Here is a 16,284-nt window from a genome sequence, read left to right on the forward strand (position 1 = left end):
TCCTCCGATCAAGCGCATGGGCTATCCGGTTCTTCCGTTCATCACACACGAACATCTCGGTATTGCAGTAGTTCCGAGATTGCATAGTTCGCCGGATCCGCAAAGGGCGCAATGAATGACACGCGTGTTATTCATAACAGAATTGTAAACATATGGGGCTGTGTCCAATTGGACACAGCGAGATTTCGGTCGATTTCCGGAAGTTCGGGGCGGAAACGCCCGCGCAATCCGGGGTGCGAAACGCCTTGCGTGTGAGACTGAAACGCGAATCTACGCTTGGAAACTCAGCCCTCCCAAAATCATCAAGGAGGATGTCCATGGGTAAGTCCCTTGTCTCACCGAACCTTCCCAAGCCCCTCGTGGTCACGCTCGGAAACCTCAAGGGCGGCGTCGGAAAAACGACCTCCGCCTTCTTCCTCGCCTCGTACTTCGCCACCGTGCACGAGCTCCGCGTGCTGGTGATCGACGCCGACCCGCTCAGCCAGACCGGCTACTCGTGGTTCCGGCGACTACAGAAGGCGGACATCGCGATTCCCTTCGAACTGATCGCCTTCCCCTCCCGGCACGTCAATGACTGCATTACCGACAATGCCGCGAACTACGACGTCATCGTGGTCGACGCGGGCGGTGAATCCGCCGATATCTTCAAGGCCGCCGTCCCGGTGAGCGATGAGTTGATCCTGGTCACCAGCGTGAGCCCGTCCGAGGTCAAACGCGTCCCCAGTACCTACCGGGCCGCCGAGGAGGCCGCCGCCGACAGCTCGCGCGCCATCAGCGTGCGCGTGCTCATGACCAAGGTCCCGGTCACCATGAAGAACGGCGTGAACGTCTCCACCGAATACCGCACGCAGCGGCGCAATCTCGAAGACGCCGGATACGACGTGCTGGAATCCTATGTGAGCGCCTGGAAGTGGTACCGCGAGGCCGCCGACGGCGAAGTCGGCGACGGTGCGGAGAACCCGATCGAGGATCTCGGTGAATACCGCCAGGTCGGCGACGAACTCCTCAGCACCTACTTCGCCACGACCGCGACAAAGCCTGCGGTAGCGCGTATCCCGGTGGAGGTGCCCGCCTGATGCCTCCACAACGCCGCAAGAGCTCCATCGGCGGATCCACTCCGCCCGCACACAATCCCCTCTCCGACGAGGCCGACCACACTCCCCCGGTATCCCCGCTGCGAGACGCCGAATGGCACGGCACCGGGCCGGTCGAGACCGCGGCGACGGAACCGGAGATCGTCCCCGCACCGCGCACGGATACGAGCCTCGACATCCTGTCGGTCCCCCTCCCCACCACGCACGGCGACGGCCCCCTCGACACGAGGGAGCAGGAACAGCTCGAACTATGCGAGTCGTCCATCGACGCGCTGCGCGTGGCCTTCTGGACGGCCGGACGAGCCCTCCAGATCGTCCGCGACGCCCGCCTCTACCGAGCCGACCACGCCACCTTCGACGACTACGTCGAGAAGCGCTGGGATATGCAACGCTCCTACGCCCACAAGCTGATCCGGGCCTGGCCCCTGGCCGCCCGGCTACACCCCCTGGCTCCCTCCATCAATGAGGGCCAGATCCGCGAGCTCCTCCCCATCGCGGCGGCCCACGGCGAGGACGCGGCCGTCACCGTCTACACCACCCTCGCGGCCGATGTGAAGGTCACCGCCACCAAACTCCGTGAGGCCCTGGCGGTCCTGCCCACCGACTACGACGAAGGCGAAGTGATCGAACGCCTGCACGCCTGGATGCGCGGCGACCTGCTCGAGGATCCGTCCCCCTCGGCCGGAACCCCGCGTGCCGCGGACGTGTTCAGCAATGCCGAGTCCCGCCTGACGGCTCTGACTCAGAAGGTGGTCAAGGGCTCCGGTGACGACCCCGCCGCGGCCCGCGAGTTCGCCGCCAAGATGCGCACCCTCGCCGAACTCATCGAACGCCAGCTCCCGCTCCGCACCACCTGACCGACCTTCCACTGTGGTTTGTGGCGACAAATGAAGACATAAAGAAACGGGCACCCGATCATCGGGTGCCCGTTCTCGTTCCGCGATACCGCTATTCGCCTACTGCGCGACGGTCCCGGCCGCCGGTCGCACGCTGCCGAGTGGCCCGGGCCGTGGCCGCGTCGAAGAGTTCCAGATGGTCGAAGGCCGGATCCTCGTCATCGGGTTCGACCAGGACCGCGCGGCGCAGTTGAGTGCGAGTCGCCTCCTTGTCGAGCTGCTCCCGCTCCGGCGTCCGCTGATCTTCTTCCGCTTCGTCATCACTCTGCTTGCGAGCCAGCCGAGCAGCTCGACGGCGGCGAATGTCCTCTTCCAGATGCACCTGACGACGCAGGTACGCCATATAGGCCACCAGAATCGTGCCCGAGATCGCACACAACGACCAGAGTGCCGAAGACAGCGCCAGCCCGGCCCCGGCGAACATGAGGGTGCTCAGCACCAGCCCCAGAACCGCGCGCTGCCGGAAGGTGTATCGGGCCGCCCGCGCGATGGCATCGGCCTCCGGGTCATACCCGCCCCGTCCCCGGCGGGAAGGAACGAAATCCTCATCCGGGTCGGATTCATCATCGTCACGATCACGCGGGATGGGCGCGCGCCGTGGGCGCTCGAACTCCTCGATATCGTCCGCCTCGGACGGCTCCCCCGGCTCGACCGCGTCGGCGGGTTCGGCTCTCACCTCGGCTGCTGTCTCCACGGCTGTCGTCTCCACCGCTGTGTTCTCCACATGAGTCTCGGTGTCCGTGGCACGTTCGCGGGCGGTCTCGAAATCCTCGTCGTCCGATTCAGCAGTGCTGTCGTCCGATCTGGTCATCCGATCCTCCGGATCATCGCTGTGGTGATGTTTCCTGCGAACCGGCACGTAGTCCGGGTCGGTGTCGTGTCCGGATGCCGGACCTGTCCTGGTGCGTCGCTCGGCATCCCCGCGATGCAACACCCGTGTCGACAGCGCGGCGTCGGTGTGCTGGCGGATGCGCGGATGCCGCGAGGTGAGCATCGGGAACAGTACGAAGACCCAGAGGACTACAAGGCCGATCCACAAGATCGAATTCGGCATTGCCCATACACCTCCGTCCCCGCCTGCCCGAAACCCTTTCCGGTAGATACACGGACGCACCACCGACGTCCGTAGGCTAGTTTCACACCTCAGGGATATCCCGCAGGCGCGCCGACAACACCTGCCACAGTAGTCACAGGAATTACGCTGTATCGGACTACTGAGTGGCGCGGCCCGTGCGAATCAACTTGTCCACCACGGTCCCCGACACCTCTTCGACGGTCATGCCCACCAGCAAATGGTCCCGCCAGGCCCCGTCCACGTCCAGATAACGCTTCAGCAAGCCCTCTTCACGGAACCCCACATTGCGCAGAACCGCCTGGCTGGCAAGGTTTTCCGGCCGCACCGTGGCCTCGACCCGGTGCAACCCGACTTCACCGAAGCAGTGATCCAGCCCCAAGGCCAGCGCGGCCGTCGCCACGCCCTGCCCGCTCAATTCCTTGGCCACCCAGTAGCCGATCCACGCCGACCGCAGCGCACCGCGCACGATATTGCCGACCGTGATCTGCCCCGCGAAACTGCCATCGACCTCGATGACCATCGGAATCATCGCGCCCCGCCGCGCTTCGGCCTTCAACGAGGACCACAGCGACGGCCAATTCGAGGCGTGATTGCGCGCCTCCCAGGCCCCCCGCCCGGTCGGCTCCCACAGCTCCAGATAATCCCGGTCCTGGGTGCGAATCCGGCTCCACGCCCCCGCGTCCCGCAGGCGGATCGGCCGCAGCGTCACCTCACCGGCCGCCACCCGCACCGGTCCCAGATGCGCGGGCCAGCCCGGATGCTGGGCGACCCGGAACACATTCATCTCCACACTCACCCACGCTGCGCGAGGAAGGCGACCCGAACCTCGTCACCGGTGCGCACCTCGGTGACATCCGGGTCGATCACGATGAGGCTATTGGCCTCCGCCATGGTGGCGAGCAGATGCGACGACGCGCCGTTCGGCCCGCCCAGCGGCTGCACCAGATAGTCGCCGGTCTGCTCGTCGCGCATGAGCTGCGCGCGCAGATACCCGCGCCGCCCCGGAATCGAGGCGATCGGCAGAATCGTGCGCGCCCGCACCACGCGGCGCATGGGATGGCGGCGGCCCAGCGCGATCCGAATCAGCGGCCGCACCATCACCTCGAAAACCACCAGCGCGCCAACCGGATTCGACGGCAGCAGGAAGGTCGGCACCTCGTCCCGGCCGAGCAGACCGAAACCCTGCACCGACCCCGGATGCATGGCGACCCTGGTGATCTCCAGCTCGCCGAGACCCTCCAGGGCCTCGCGCACCTGCTCGGACGCCCAGCCGCCGACCGCGCCCGCGATCACCACGACCTCGGAGCGAACCAGCTGGCCCTCCACCACATCTCGCAGCCGCTTGGGATCGCCGCTGACAATGCCGACCCGGTTCACATCCGCGCCCGCATCGCGCGCGGCGGCCGCCAGCGCATAGGAGTTCACGTCGTACACCTGGCCCGGTCCGGGGGTGCGGTCGATATCGACCAGCTCACCGCCCACCGACAGCACCGACAGCCGCGGCCGCGGATGCACCAGCACCTTGTCCCGGCCGACCGCCGCCAGCAACCCGACCTGCGCCGGGCCGATGATGGTGCCCGCCCGCACGGCCAGATCCCCCGGCTGCACGTCATCGCCTATGCGGCGCACGTAATCCCCGGAGCGCACCGGCTCGTACACCTTCACCCGGGCGCGCCCGCCGTCGGTGAAGTCCAGCGGCAGTACGGCATCCGCGAGCGTCGGCAGCGGCGCACCGGTATCCACCCGCACGGTCTGCCTGGGCTGCAAGCGAATCGGCTGCCGGGATCCGGCCGTCACCTCACCCACCACCGGCAGGGTCAGGTCCACGGTCTCGCCATCCTCGCCGCGAATGTCCGCGCCGGCCCCGGTCACGTCCACGCTGCGCACGGCATAACCATCGATGGCCGCCTGATCGAAGCCCGGCAATGGGCGTTCGGTCACCACGTCCTCGGCACACAGCAGTCCCTGGGCTTCCGAGATCGCGACCCGGACGGGTCGCGGTGCGACTGCCGCCGCGGTCACCTTGATCTGCTGATCCTCAACCGAGCGCATTCCGCCCTTCCCTGGTCTCGCGCACTGCTACAAACCCCGTCCCGGCTTTCGTTATTCGTACGAGGTGAGCTGCGGATTCCAGCCCGGACCGAGCCGCTGCTCGAGCCACTCGCGCAGGGCGGGGCCGTATTCCTCTCGTTCCAAAGCGAAATCGACGGCAGCACGAAGATATCCGCCCGGGTTGCCCAGATCGTGGCGCGACCCGCGATGCACCACCACGTGCACCGGATGTCCCTCGGCGATCAGCAGCGCGATGGCGTCGGTCAGCTGGAGTTCGCCGCCCGCACCCGGCGTGATCCGGCGCAGCGCGTCGAAGATGGCGCGGTCCAACAGGTATCGACCCGCCGCCGCGAAGGTGGACGGCGCGTCCTCGAGGGACGGCTTCTCCACCATGCCATTGACCTTCAGCACATCAGCGGCCGCGCCCGGCAGCACCTCGACGTCGAAAACGCCGTAGGCGCTGACCTGTTCCTTCGGCACGTCGATGGCGCACAGCACCGAACCGCCGTAGGTGTCGCGCACCTTGGCCATCACACCGAGCACACCGCTGGGCAGCACCAGATCGTCCGGCAGCAGCACCGCGATCGCGGTCTCGTCCTCATCCAGGACCGATTCCGCCTGCGCCACCGCATGTCCGAGCCCGAGCGGCTCCTCCTGCACGACCGCGGTCACATCCAGCAGGCCGGGCGCCTTGCGCACCTTCTCCAGCAGAAGGAACTTGCCGCGCTCCTCGAGGGTGCTCTCCAGCACCAGATCCTCGACGAAATGCGCGACCACACCGTCTTTTCCGGGCGAGGTCACGATCACCAGCCGATTGGCGCCGGATTCCGCGGCCTCGGCGGCGACCAGTTCGATGCCGGGGGTATCGACCACCGGCAGCAACTCCTTGGGCACCGTCTTGGTCGCGGGTAGGAACCTCGTCCCGAGTCCCGCCGCGGGTACGACCGCGGTGCGGAAGCACGACGCGGCTCCGCCGCCATTAGCTGTCATGAACTCACCCTATCCATTCGTGATACCTATCGAAGCGGCCCTCACGCCGTCCCGACATCCCCGAGAGCCTAAGGCTCCCGGCCACTGTGAGCGCACCGAACGCCCCGTCACCCCCTCAACTTCGCACCCCCGGCCCCGCTCCGCACCCGGGACAAGCCATCACACAGGGCACACCGGAGGGTGCGGAGCGACACACCTTGCGCACCATCACGACATATCCACTTCACTCCCCCGCAAACCGTGTGCAGCGCCACAGCAAGATGGCGGGACGCGACGAGGGTCATGGCCGGAACCGGGCGCGCACCGAATATCGTGGGGACGTGGTCGACGGTGGTCAGCGGGATAAGCGGGCGTGGCGCGAGGAGATCCTCGCGCGTCGCAAGGCCGTGCCCGCCGAGGTGCGCGAACGGGAGGCAACCGCGCTGGCGGCGGCCGCGGCAACCATCGACGCGAAGGTGGTGTGCGGATACGTGCCGGTGGGCGGCGAGCCCGGATCGCTCGCCATGCTGGACGCGCTGCGCTCTAACGGCGCGCGGGTGTTGCTCCCGGTGACCGGGGAGCCGGGGCCGCTGGAGTGGGCCGAGTACGTGGGCCCGGAGGGCTTGCGGCGCGGGCGGTTCGGGCTGCGCGAGCCGGACGGGCCCGCACTGCCGGACGCCCTCGCCGACGCCGAGGTGATTCTGGTTCCGGCCTTGGCGGTGGACCGGCGCGGCGTGCGATTGGGGCGCGGAGCGGGTTATTACGACCGGAGTTTGAGCGCCTGCCGGGCCGATGCCCGGTTGGTCGCGGTCGTACGCGACGATGAACTCGTGGACCATTTGCCGGAGGAGGCGCACGACCATCGAATGGGGTGGGCGCTGACACCGGCGGGCGGATTGCGGAAGCTGGAAGAACAAGCCGGGAATTGACACCCGATTGGCAGTGTTGGCACTGTCGGCTGTAGAGTGCTAAACCGAACGATGACCGTGGAGGATCCCGATGCCTACTTACTCGTATGCCTGCACCGAGTGCGACAACAAGTTCGACATCGTGCAGTCCTTCTCCGATGACACGCTGACAGTCTGCGATCGCTGCAACGGCAAGCTGCGCAAGCTGTTCAATTCGGTCGGCATCGTCTTCAAGGGCAGCGGCTTCTACCGCACCGACAGCCGCAATGGGACCACCTCGTCCGAGCCGGCCAAGTCCTCGTCCGCTTCCGAGAGCAGCTCCTCGAGCACCGCTCCCAGCGCCCCGGCGAGTTCTTCTTCCACCGCCTCCAGCACGAGCAGCAGCTCCAGCACTTCCGCCGCCTGAAAACAGGCGATATCCACATCGCATTTGTTTATCCACAGCGGGCCTTTTTCGAGGCCGGCTGACCGTCGTGCGGTCATAGGCTGCATGCATGATTCGAATGCGCGGCACTGACGGCGGGGAAGCCGAGCTGGGGAATGGCTCCCGCATCGAATTCATTACCCGGTTACGCCCGGCATGGGCGGACGCCGTATTGCTGCGCCGGGCCGTGGCCGCGCTATTGCTGGTGATCGCCGCGGTCTCGGCGGTGCGCGGCAATCCGTCCGATCGGCATACCGGGGTGCTGGTGGCCGCGCGAGACCTGCCACCCGGGCATGTGCTGGCGGCCGACGACGTGCTGACCTCACCCCGGGAGACCGCCACACTGCCCGCCGGGGCGATCAGGGACGGCGATCCGCTGCGCGGAGCCACACTGACCGGCGGGGTTGCCGCGGGTGAGATTCTCACCGAATTACGGGTGATCAGCCCGCGATTGGCCACCGTCGCGGCCGGTGCGCCCGATGCGCGGATCGTGCCGATTCGCTTGGCGGACAATGCCGTTGCCGACATTCTGCGTGCGGGCGATCGAGTCGACGTGGTGGCCGGGGAGGAATCGGGCGGCCGTCCCGCGCGACTGCTCGCCTCCGACGCCGCCGTGGTGCTGGTGTCGGGTTCCGCGGGACCCCACGAGAAGGGCGAGCGAGTGGTGCTGGTGGCGCTGGATTCCCGGCGAGCCACCGCCATCGCGGCCGCTTCCCTGCGCACCGCGCTCACCGTCGTGTTCCACTGAGCCGCCAGGGTTCCACACCTGAAGGGCGGTGTGAACTACCATCCCCAGGACGAGGACAACTTCACAGATCCACCCGGACCAGCCGTCCGACACTCGCTATCCGGCGTGCTCGCGCACGTCTTTACGCAGAGGAGATTTCGGCAATGCTCAAGGGTTTCAAGGATTTTCTGCTTCGCGGGAACGTCATCGATCTGGCAGTGGCCGTCGTCATGGGCACCGCATTCGTGGCCGTCGTCACCGCCTTCAGCAATGGCGTGATCAATCCCCTGCTGGCCGTGTTCGGCGGCAGCAATGAACTGGGCCTCGGCTTCCAGCTGGTCGCCGACAAACCGGCGACCTACATAGCCGTCGGCCCGATCATCACCGCCCTGCTCGACTTCCTCATCATCGCCACGCTGCTGTACGTCGTCGTGGTCGCACCGGCCAAGCGGGCCATGACCCGCTGGACCACCGCGGACGGCGCCACGGATAACGAACTCCTGCACCAGATCCGGGACCTGCTCGCCGAGCGCACCGGCGGCGGCAAGCACGAAAGCTGAAGCCGCCCAACGCTGAAGCCGCCCAACGCTGAAGCCGCCCAACACTGAAGCCGCGAATGCAAACGGGCCCGGCACGAAAAGCGCCGGGCCCGTTGGTCTTACGGTGCGTGACCTATCAGCCGAGGCTGAAGGGCTGGCCCCACAGGGTGACCCAGGAGACCACATTGTCGGTCTCGACCTCGACGCTCACGAAGGAGCGCGCCTGGGCGTAACCGCCACAGCCGTTGAGGCCGATGGTCTCGTCCGCCCAAGTGACCGAGCCGCTGTTGCCCGTGAACTTGTTGCGGACCTTGTGGACCTCGTTGCCGAAGTCATCGGCCATTTCCAGGTCGAGGACGTAGAACGACTTCGCCTGGCCGGGGCCGAGGGTCAGGTTGCCGCCACCGGTGGCACTGGCCGTCGGCTTGCCGTTGCCGGAGCTGTCCCACTCGGCACCGCCGGTGACGCCACCGCTGGCGCCGCCGCCATCGATGGTGACCTGGCAGCCGACCACGTAACCCGGGAAGATCTTGCCGCCGGTGGCAGTGGTGTCACCGGAGATCGAGACCTGCGCGGACGCGGACACCCAGGCGTTGCGGTGCACGGGGGTGGCACCCATCGACGGGCTGATGTTGGCGGATTCGCCCACGAGCTTGATGGTCACCACGGTGCCATCGGACAGGGTCTTGGAGATTTCGCCGCCCGGCAGCGGCACGAAGGTATCGGCGTTGGCGGCGCCGGTGGAGAGCAGGCCAAGGGCGGCAGTAGCGACTGCACCGACACCGGCCACCCGCGCCACGGTCTTACGGATGTTCATTTCAGTTTTTCCCTCAGGGTTGAGTTCGCTTGCGCGAGAAACGATTTGGCGAGTCGGACCACTATCAGCCGATGCTGAACGGCTGGCCGTACAGAGTGGTCTTCGAGTAGTGATCGCCAATGACCTCGACGACCGTGTACGCACGCGCCTGGGCGTAGCCCGCGCAACCCTGGATCTGGATCTCGGCGTCCTGGTACTCGACCGAGTAGACACCCGCCTTCGTGATGTCCTTGCTGTCGATCTGAACGAACTTGACCTCGCCCGGGCCGAGGTTGACGCCCAGGGATCCGCCGATCGACGCGCTGCTCAGCGAGACGCCGCCGGAGATACCGGCGGAGATGGCGTCCTCACCGATGGAGATCTGGCAGCCGATGATGTAGCCCGTGTTCAGCTGCGAGGTGCCATGGGTGGACGAGTTGTTGGAGCCGCGGCCGTTGGCGGCGCCATTGTTCGGGCCCGCAGTGCCTTCCGGAGTTTCGGTGATATCGGCAACGGCATTGCCGCTGACCCACACGACACGACCCGCACCATTCGCCGCCATGGACGACGAGATCAGCGCGTGTTCGCCAGTGCGAGTGATAGTTACGGTTCCACTCGGAGCAGCCTTCTGACCGTCCGGCAACGGTACGAAGGTATCGGCATTCGCGGCACCAGTGGAAAAAAGGCCGATGGCCACAGCCGCGGCGGCGCCGACGCCCGCAAAACGGGCACCGCGACGCAGACCGTGGGTACGGTTCTCGCTCATACTTCCCCTCATCAGGTTTCTTGCTGTCAGCCCCGACCACCGGAGCTGAAATGGGCCTTGTCAAGCAAGCTCTCCGAGGCCCAGGTAAGTGTGTCGCCACATTGTTGCCGCTGTGTTACTGCTAACAATTTCTTAATGTGTAGCGACGTGGGGCACTTTACATCACAAGTGTGATCTATGAGGCGAGAGCAAACGGGATCGTTCTCTCCGAACAACAAACCGCTGGTAAGTCGAGAATGCTATCGATAGCAAAAGGGGCCCGGCGCTAATCGCGCCGGGCCCCTTCGGGTTCCGCTGAGTGGAAGCTGTCAGCCGAGGCTGAAGGGCTGTCCCCACAGGGTCACGTTGCTCATCACATTGTCGGTTTCGACCTGAACGGTGACGAAAGCCCGAGCCTGGGCGTAGCCGCCACAACCGGTCAGGCCGATGGTTTCGTCGGCCCAAGTGACCGAGCCGTCCGAACCCTTGAACTTGTTGCGGGCGTAGTGCGCTTCGCTGCCGAAGTCATCGGCGGCTTCCTGATCCAGGACGTAGAACGCCTTGGACTGGCCGGGGCCGAGCGTGAGGTTCGCGCCGCTGGTGGCACCGGTGGCGTCAGGCTTGACCGCACCCTGCGTATCCACACCGTAGGTGGCACCGCCATTCGCGCCGCCGCCGGAGATGTTGACCTGGCAGCCGACGACATAGCCGGGCACGATCTTGCCGCCGACATTGCCGTTGGTGCCGGAGATGTGAACCTGCGCGCTGCCGGAAGCCCACGCATTTCGGTGCACCGGAGTCGAACCCATGGACGGGTTGATGTTGGCAGACTCGCCGACCAGGCGAACGGTCACCACAGTGCCGTCGGACAGGGTCTGGGTGATCTCGCCGCCGGGTAGCGGAATGAAGGTGTCGGCATTGGCCGCACCGGTGGAGAACAGGCCCAGGGCGGCGGTAGCGGCGAGGCCGGTACCCGCGGCCCGCGCCACGGTCTTTCGGATGTTCATGATTCTTTCCCTCTAGGGTCGAATTCGCTTACGCGAGCAATGAATTGGGGTTGACCAAACGTCAGCCGAGGCTGAACGGCTGCCCGTAGAGGGTGGTCTTCGAGTAGTTGTCACCGATGATCTCGACGACGGTGAACGCACGCGCCTGGGCGTAACCCGCGCAACCCTGGATCTCGATGGGGGTGTCCTGGTACTCGACCGAGTAGTTACCGGCCTTCAGGATGTCCTTGCCATTGATGGCGACGAACTTGACGTCACCGGGGCCCAGGTTGAGGCCGATCGAACCGCCGAGGCTGCCGCCGGACAGACTCACGCCGCCGGACACACCGGCCGAGATGGAGTTGTCGGCGAGGCTCACCTGGCAACCGACGATGTAGCCGGTGGTCAGGCGCGAGGTGCCATGGGTGGAGGAGTTATTGGTGCCGGGGCCGTTGGCCGCGCCGTTCCAGGGGCCGGCCGTACCTTCGGGGGTGTTCGCGACATCGGCGAAGACCCGGCCCGAAACCCATGCGGTACGGCCTGCGCCGTTGGCCGACATGGACGCCGAGATGGTGGCGTGTTCGCCATTGCGGGTAATGGTGACGCCCGCCGGACTCGACTTCGAACCGTCCGGCAACGGTACGAAGGTGTCGGCATTGGCGGCGCCGGTCGACATCAGGCCAAAGGCCACGGACACAGCGGCACCGGCACTCGCAATACGAGCAGCGCGACGCAGACCGCTGGTGCGGTTCTCCCTCATTCGATCCCTCATCAGGTTAGTGCGTACGGCTCCGACCACCGGAGCCGAAAGAGGTCGCTACGACACAGATTTCCCCCTCGAGCAAAACTCGAGCGTTCTACTCAAACCTTATAGACCCGTAGGTTTCTTGACCTGATCGAGACCTTAACCACAACAGCAATCAGATGGCAACACCGGGTGGCACATGCGAAACAGGCAATGATTCGCAATGAGTGTGATCAGTCCCGCCAAGCGGGCTCGGACGGCGGGGAATGGTCACCGCGCCGGAAAAGTGAATGGCCTGAGCCGAAATAGATGAGTGCCCTCAGCCGTGATGGGGAGGGACTTGAGAGCGAAGCCAGTCGTCTCCGGACTGTCCGGAATCGGGTTCGGGAGTGCGCTCGTCCTTGGTCGTGGACGGCAATTCATCACCGAAGATGCGGGCCAGGCGGGCCCGCTCCTCCGGGGTCAAACGACGGGACCCCGCCCGGCGCTCGGCCGGACGGGGTTCGTCGGAAGATCGGTCGTTCTCGGAGGTCATTCCGCCAGACCGGACAATTCATCGATGACCCGGCTGGCAAGCGGGCCGAGGGTGGCCATGCCATCGCGGATCGCGGCGCGCGAACCCGGCAGGTTCACCACGAGCGTGCTGCCCGAGACACCGGCCAGACCGCGGGACAGGCCCGCGTCCAGGGAACCCGACGCCAGGCCGGAGGACCGCAAGGCCTCGCTGATGCCGGGGAGCACCCGGTCCAGGACGTCCTCGGTGGCCTCGGGCGTCACATCGCGCGGCGACATGCCGGTGCCGCCGACCGAGATGACCAGATCGACGCCGCCGATCACGGCGGTGTTCAGGGCATTGCGGATCTCGACCTCATCGGCCTGGACGGAGACCGACGCGTCCACCAGGAAGCCGGCCTCGGTGAGTAGTTCGGTGACCAGCGGACCCAGCTGATCCTGACCGCCATGGGCGGTTCGATCGTCGACGACCACGACAAGAGCACGGCCCGCCACAGCGGCATCGATTTCCATGGTGCTCACCGTAGCGCCATTGTCCGACAACAGCTCCCAGCCCCCGTCGGACGTGACGCGGATCGCGGGTACCGGCTCGCGGGTACTTTCCTGCTGCTTGATAATTGGCACCTGCATCATCGGCCGCCCTCCGCTGCTGCCTCGCCGAGGGTGACCTCGACAGTCTTTGCGTTCTTGCCCTGCTCGTCGGTGTAGGTCAGCTTGACCTTGTCGCCGGGCTGGTGCGAGCGCACCGCGGCGATCAGCGCATTGCCCGAATCCACGACCTGGTCATCGAGTTTCGTGACAATCGCATTGTTCGGAATGCCCGCCTTGGCGGCCGGACCGTCCGGGGTCACCTCCAGCACTCGCGCGCCGTTCACGTCGTCCTGGGCGCGAACCTTCACGCCGATCTGGGCGTAGGTGGCCTTGCCGTTCTTGATCAGCTGATCGGCCACCCGGCGCGCCTGATCCACCGGAATGGCGAACCCGAGGCCGATGGAACCGCTCTGCGAGCCCGCGGCCTCCTGGGTGCCGAGGGTGGCGATGGCGGTATTGATGCCGATCAGCTTGCCGCTCATATCCACCAGCGCGCCACCGGAATTACCCGGATTGATGGCCGCGTCGGTCTGGATCGCGGAGATCACCGCGCCCTGTGAACCCGACTCACCACTGGTCGACACCGGGCGGTTGAGCGAGGAGACGATGCCGGTGGTGACCGTGCCGGCCAGGCCGAGCGGCGAACCGACCGCGACCACCGACTCGCCGACCTGAAGGTTCGCGGACGAACCGAGGTCGATCGGGGTCAGGCCGGACTTGCCGGCGACCTTGATGACCGCGATATCCGAGACCGGGTCCGCGCCGATCAGGGTGGCCGAGGCGGTCGAGCCGTCACTGAAGGCCACCTGCATCTTCGCGTTCGGTCCCGCGCCATTGGCCACGTGATTATTGGTGAGGATCAGGCCGTCCGAGGACAGCACCACGCCGGAGCCCTCGCCCTCGGCCTTACTGCCCGCGACCTGGATCATGACCACGCTCGGCAGCACCTTCTGCGCCACCGCCTGCACCGAACCCTCCGGCGCGTTGGCGACCGTCTTGCCCTGAACGGGGGCATTGAGCGCATTGGTGACCGAGCTGCCATTGTCGGAGCGGGTGGCCAGCGCACCGACCGTGCCGCCGATGCCGCCGCTCACCAGCGCCAGCGCCACCGCGCCCGCGATCAGACCGGTGCGGACCGGCCGCTTCGGCGCGGGCGCACCGGAGTACGCGAGGTCCGGCCCGCCCGGCTGACCCGGGCCGCCGGGACCACCGAAGATCGGCTCGGTCGGCTGATGCCCGCCCTGGGCGTACCCGGCCCCCGACGCCGAATACGCCTGGCCGTACGGCGGGAACTGTCCTGTGCCGGTGGGGAACTGCGCGGTGCCCGCCGGAAGCTGTTCGGTGGCAGGCCCGCCCGAGTAACCGGCCGGGACCGCACCGTGGGGCTGAGGTCGCGCCCAGCCGTGGTTCTCGGCCGGGTGTGGCTGTTGTCCAGCCGCATTGGCGAAACCGTCGAACGGCTGCGCGGCCTCGGCGGTGACATTGGGCGACTCCGGCTGAGTCACGGCGCGCGACGGCAGCGAGGCTTCGCCCTGGGCGGGCAGCGCGGTGTCGCCCTGGGCGGCCGGAGTCCGCGGGGCCGCCGGAGCATCCGGCTGGAGCGGGCTGGACGGCTGGACGGCCGCGGCGGCGCCGGTCTCAGGCTGCGCGGTGGACCCGGCAGGAGTGCCTGCTCCGGTGGTGGCTTCGGGTTCGGTGCCCCGGTCCTTCGAATCCTCGGTCATGTTCTCGTTTTCTCCTCGAGTCTCTTGGCCAAGCCTGGCGGTGACGACTGAGAGTGGACTGAGACCGTGCTTGCTTTTCCCCGAGCTTTTTTGCTCCCGCGGTCCTCATGTCTCCGCGATGGGCGGTGCGCCTTCTCCAGGCAGAACGATACGGATCAGCGCCCCGCCGCGCTCGGAGGTGTCGATGCTGATGGTGCCGCCGTGCTTGGTCACCACCTGCTTCACGATGGCCAGGCCGAGGCCGGAGCCGGGCATGGAGCGCGAGGCGGTGGTCCGGTAGAAGCGCTCGAACACCAGCTCGCGTTCTGCGGGCGGGATGCCGGGCCCGGCATCGTCGACGGTGAACTCCAGCAGACCGCGCCCGTTCTCGCGCATGGAGACGAACACCTTGTCCCCGGACGGACTCCATTTGGCCGCATTGTCGAGGACATTGAGCATGGCGCGTTCCAGCCCGGCCTCATGGCCGTAGACGAACCAGGGCCGCAATTGGGCCTCGAATTCGACGCCGGTGCGGCGTCGGCGTGCCCGCTCCAGGGCACGCTCGACCACCTCCCCGATATCGATCTGCTCGTAGATCGTGTCCGGTGCGTCCTCGCGCGCCAGGTCCACCAGATCGCCGACCAGCGTGGACAATTCCTCGATCTGCGCCATCACATCGGTGCGCAGTTCGGCCATGTCCTCGTCGGGAATGCGCGGTGCGCCCGGCCGCGAGGAGGCGATCAGCAATTCCATATTGGTGCGCAGCGAGGTGAGCGGGGTCTTGAGTTCATGGCCCGCGTCCGAGACCAATCGCCGCTGCCGCTCCCGGGATTCGGTGAGGGCGCGCAGCATGGTGTTGAAACTCTCGGTGAGCCGGGCGAGTTCGTCGTCGCCGGTCACCGGGATGGGGGTCAGGTCGTCGGTGCGGGCGACGCGTTCGGTGGCCGCGGTGAGCCGGGCGATGGGCCGCAAACCGGTGCGGCCCACGGCGGTTCCCGCGGCGGCGGCCAGCATGACCCCACAGCCGCCGACCACGAACAGCAGCCAGGCCAGCCGGTCCAGTACTTCGCGGGTGGGCTGCAGCCGCTGCGAAACCACCAGGGTGGAACCGGAATGGGTGCGCCGGGCCAGCACCCGCTGGTTGTCTGCGGTGTGCAGCGAGAAGCCGATCTCCCCGCGCGCCACCTCCAACTCCTGCTTGCCCACCGGCGGATTGGTGGTCTGCGGCGGCACGTAGGGCGACAGGTCCGGGAAGATCAACGCCACGCCGACGTCATTGGAGTACAACCCGGCCAGCACGATCGACTGGAAGCCGAGGCTGTCGAAGTTATTGTCGATCATCAGCGAAGCCCGCGCGCGCAGTTGCGAATCCACATCCGCGTACAGCGAACGCGCCACCATCGCATAGGCGGCGATGGAGGTGAAGGCGACCGCCACGGCCACCACCGAGGCGGCCAGCAGCGTGACCCGCCAGCGCAGCGACACCGAGCGGGTGAGCGGCATGGGCGGCCGGAGCTCGAC

At 66.8% G+C, this 16,284-nt stretch carries 18 protein-coding genes; 6 read left to right on the forward strand and 12 right to left on the reverse strand.

Annotated elements, in window-relative coordinates:
• Positions 1-317 precede the first annotated feature (317 nt).
• Positions 318-1,076, forward strand: coding sequence for a ParA family protein (locus AB0N05_RS02745; protein ID WP_364686699.1), 759 nt, complete (start codon positions 318-320; stop codon positions 1,074-1,076).
• Entirely contained in the window at positions 1,076-1,951 is an 876-nt protein-coding gene (locus AB0N05_RS02750; protein ID WP_364686702.1) for a hypothetical protein, read from the forward strand. Before AB0N05_RS02745 ends, AB0N05_RS02750 begins: the two co-directional genes overlap by 1 nt.
• Positions 1,952-2,042: 91 nt before the next feature.
• Here AB0N05_RS02750 and glpR read toward each other — a convergent pair whose 3' ends face one another.
• The 4 genes from glpR to AB0N05_RS02770 all read right to left on the reverse strand — a co-directional run bounded on the left by glpR (position 2,043) and on the right by AB0N05_RS02770 (position 6,107).
• Complete coding sequence (gene glpR / locus AB0N05_RS02755; RefSeq protein WP_364686706.1) at positions 2,043-3,044, reverse strand: gephyrin-like molybdotransferase receptor GlpR; 1,002 nt, start codon at positions 3,042-3,044, stop codon at positions 2,043-2,045.
• Between the two features lie 157 nt (positions 3,045-3,201).
• On the reverse strand, positions 3,202-3,849 hold the full coding sequence (locus tag AB0N05_RS02760; protein ID WP_364687445.1) for a GNAT family protein: 648 nt from the start codon (positions 3,847-3,849) through the stop codon (positions 3,202-3,204).
• Between the two features lie 8 nt (positions 3,850-3,857).
• Positions 3,858-5,117, reverse strand: a complete 1,260-nt coding sequence (gene glp, locus AB0N05_RS02765) for a gephyrin-like molybdotransferase Glp (protein ID WP_364686709.1) — start codon at positions 5,115-5,117, stop codon at positions 3,858-3,860.
• A gap of 51 nt (positions 5,118-5,168) precedes the next feature.
• Positions 5,169-6,107, reverse strand: a complete 939-nt coding sequence (locus tag AB0N05_RS02770) for a UTP--glucose-1-phosphate uridylyltransferase (RefSeq protein ID WP_364686712.1) — start codon at positions 6,105-6,107, stop codon at positions 5,169-5,171.
• Positions 6,108-6,427: 320 nt separating this feature from the next.
• Here AB0N05_RS02770 and AB0N05_RS02775 point away from each other — a divergent pair, with 320 nt between their 5' ends.
• The 4 genes from AB0N05_RS02775 to mscL all read left to right on the forward strand — a co-directional run bounded on the left by AB0N05_RS02775 (position 6,428) and on the right by mscL (position 8,705).
• Positions 6,428-7,015, forward strand: coding sequence for a 5-formyltetrahydrofolate cyclo-ligase (locus AB0N05_RS02775; protein WP_364686715.1), 588 nt, complete (start codon positions 6,428-6,430; stop codon positions 7,013-7,015).
• 70 nt (positions 7,016-7,085) lie between these two features.
• Positions 7,086-7,400, forward strand: a complete 315-nt coding sequence (locus tag AB0N05_RS02780; RefSeq protein ID WP_364686718.1) for an FmdB family zinc ribbon protein — start codon at positions 7,086-7,088, stop codon at positions 7,398-7,400.
• Positions 7,401-7,488: 88 nt separating this feature from the next.
• Complete coding sequence (locus AB0N05_RS02785; RefSeq protein WP_364686721.1) at positions 7,489-8,166, forward strand: SAF domain-containing protein; 678 nt, start codon at positions 7,489-7,491, stop codon at positions 8,164-8,166.
• A 143-nt stretch (positions 8,167-8,309) separates the two neighbouring features.
• Complete coding sequence (gene mscL, locus AB0N05_RS02790) at positions 8,310-8,705, forward strand: large conductance mechanosensitive channel protein MscL (RefSeq protein WP_364686724.1); 396 nt, start codon at positions 8,310-8,312, stop codon at positions 8,703-8,705.
• A 115-nt stretch (positions 8,706-8,820) separates the two neighbouring features.
• Here the strand turns inward: mscL and AB0N05_RS02795 are convergent, their stop codons facing one another.
• The 8 genes from AB0N05_RS02795 to AB0N05_RS02830 form a co-directional block, all read right to left on the reverse strand.
• On the reverse strand, positions 8,821-9,501 hold the full coding sequence (locus AB0N05_RS02795) for an MspA family porin (RefSeq protein WP_364686727.1): 681 nt from the start codon (positions 9,499-9,501) through the stop codon (positions 8,821-8,823).
• 64 nt (positions 9,502-9,565) lie between these two features.
• Entirely contained in the window at positions 9,566-10,246 is a 681-nt protein-coding gene (locus AB0N05_RS02800; protein WP_364686730.1) for an MspA family porin, read from the reverse strand.
• 308 nt (positions 10,247-10,554) lie between these two features.
• Positions 10,555-11,232 (reverse strand): MspA family porin, encoded by a 678-nt coding sequence (locus AB0N05_RS02805; RefSeq protein ID WP_364686733.1) that lies wholly within the window; start codon positions 11,230-11,232, stop codon positions 10,555-10,557.
• A gap of 61 nt (positions 11,233-11,293) precedes the next feature.
• The gene (locus tag AB0N05_RS02810) at positions 11,294-11,971 is read right to left on the reverse strand and encodes an MspA family porin (protein ID WP_364686736.1); all 678 of its coding nucleotides are present in this window, start codon (positions 11,969-11,971) and stop codon (positions 11,294-11,296) included.
• A 304-nt stretch (positions 11,972-12,275) separates the two neighbouring features.
• On the reverse strand, positions 12,276-12,491 hold the full coding sequence (locus AB0N05_RS02815; protein WP_364686739.1) for a hypothetical protein: 216 nt from the start codon (positions 12,489-12,491) through the stop codon (positions 12,276-12,278).
• Positions 12,488-12,982, reverse strand: coding sequence for a MogA/MoaB family molybdenum cofactor biosynthesis protein (locus AB0N05_RS02820; RefSeq protein WP_364687447.1), 495 nt, complete (start codon positions 12,980-12,982; stop codon positions 12,488-12,490). The genes AB0N05_RS02815 and AB0N05_RS02820 overlap by 4 nt, the downstream gene beginning before the upstream one ends.
• 116 nt (positions 12,983-13,098) lie before the next feature.
• Entirely contained in the window at positions 13,099-14,784 is a 1,686-nt protein-coding gene (locus AB0N05_RS02825) for a trypsin-like peptidase domain-containing protein (RefSeq protein WP_364686742.1), read from the reverse strand.
• Positions 14,785-14,889: 105 nt separating this feature from the next.
• The gene (locus AB0N05_RS02830) at positions 14,890-16,266 is read right to left on the reverse strand and encodes a HAMP domain-containing sensor histidine kinase (protein WP_364687449.1); all 1,377 of its coding nucleotides are present in this window, start codon (positions 16,264-16,266) and stop codon (positions 14,890-14,892) included.
• Between the last annotated feature and the right edge of the window lie 18 nt (positions 16,267-16,284).

The organism is Nocardia sp. NPDC051030, from assembly GCF_040683015.1.
Classification (GTDB): domain Bacteria; phylum Actinomycetota; class Actinomycetes; order Mycobacteriales; family Mycobacteriaceae; genus Nocardia.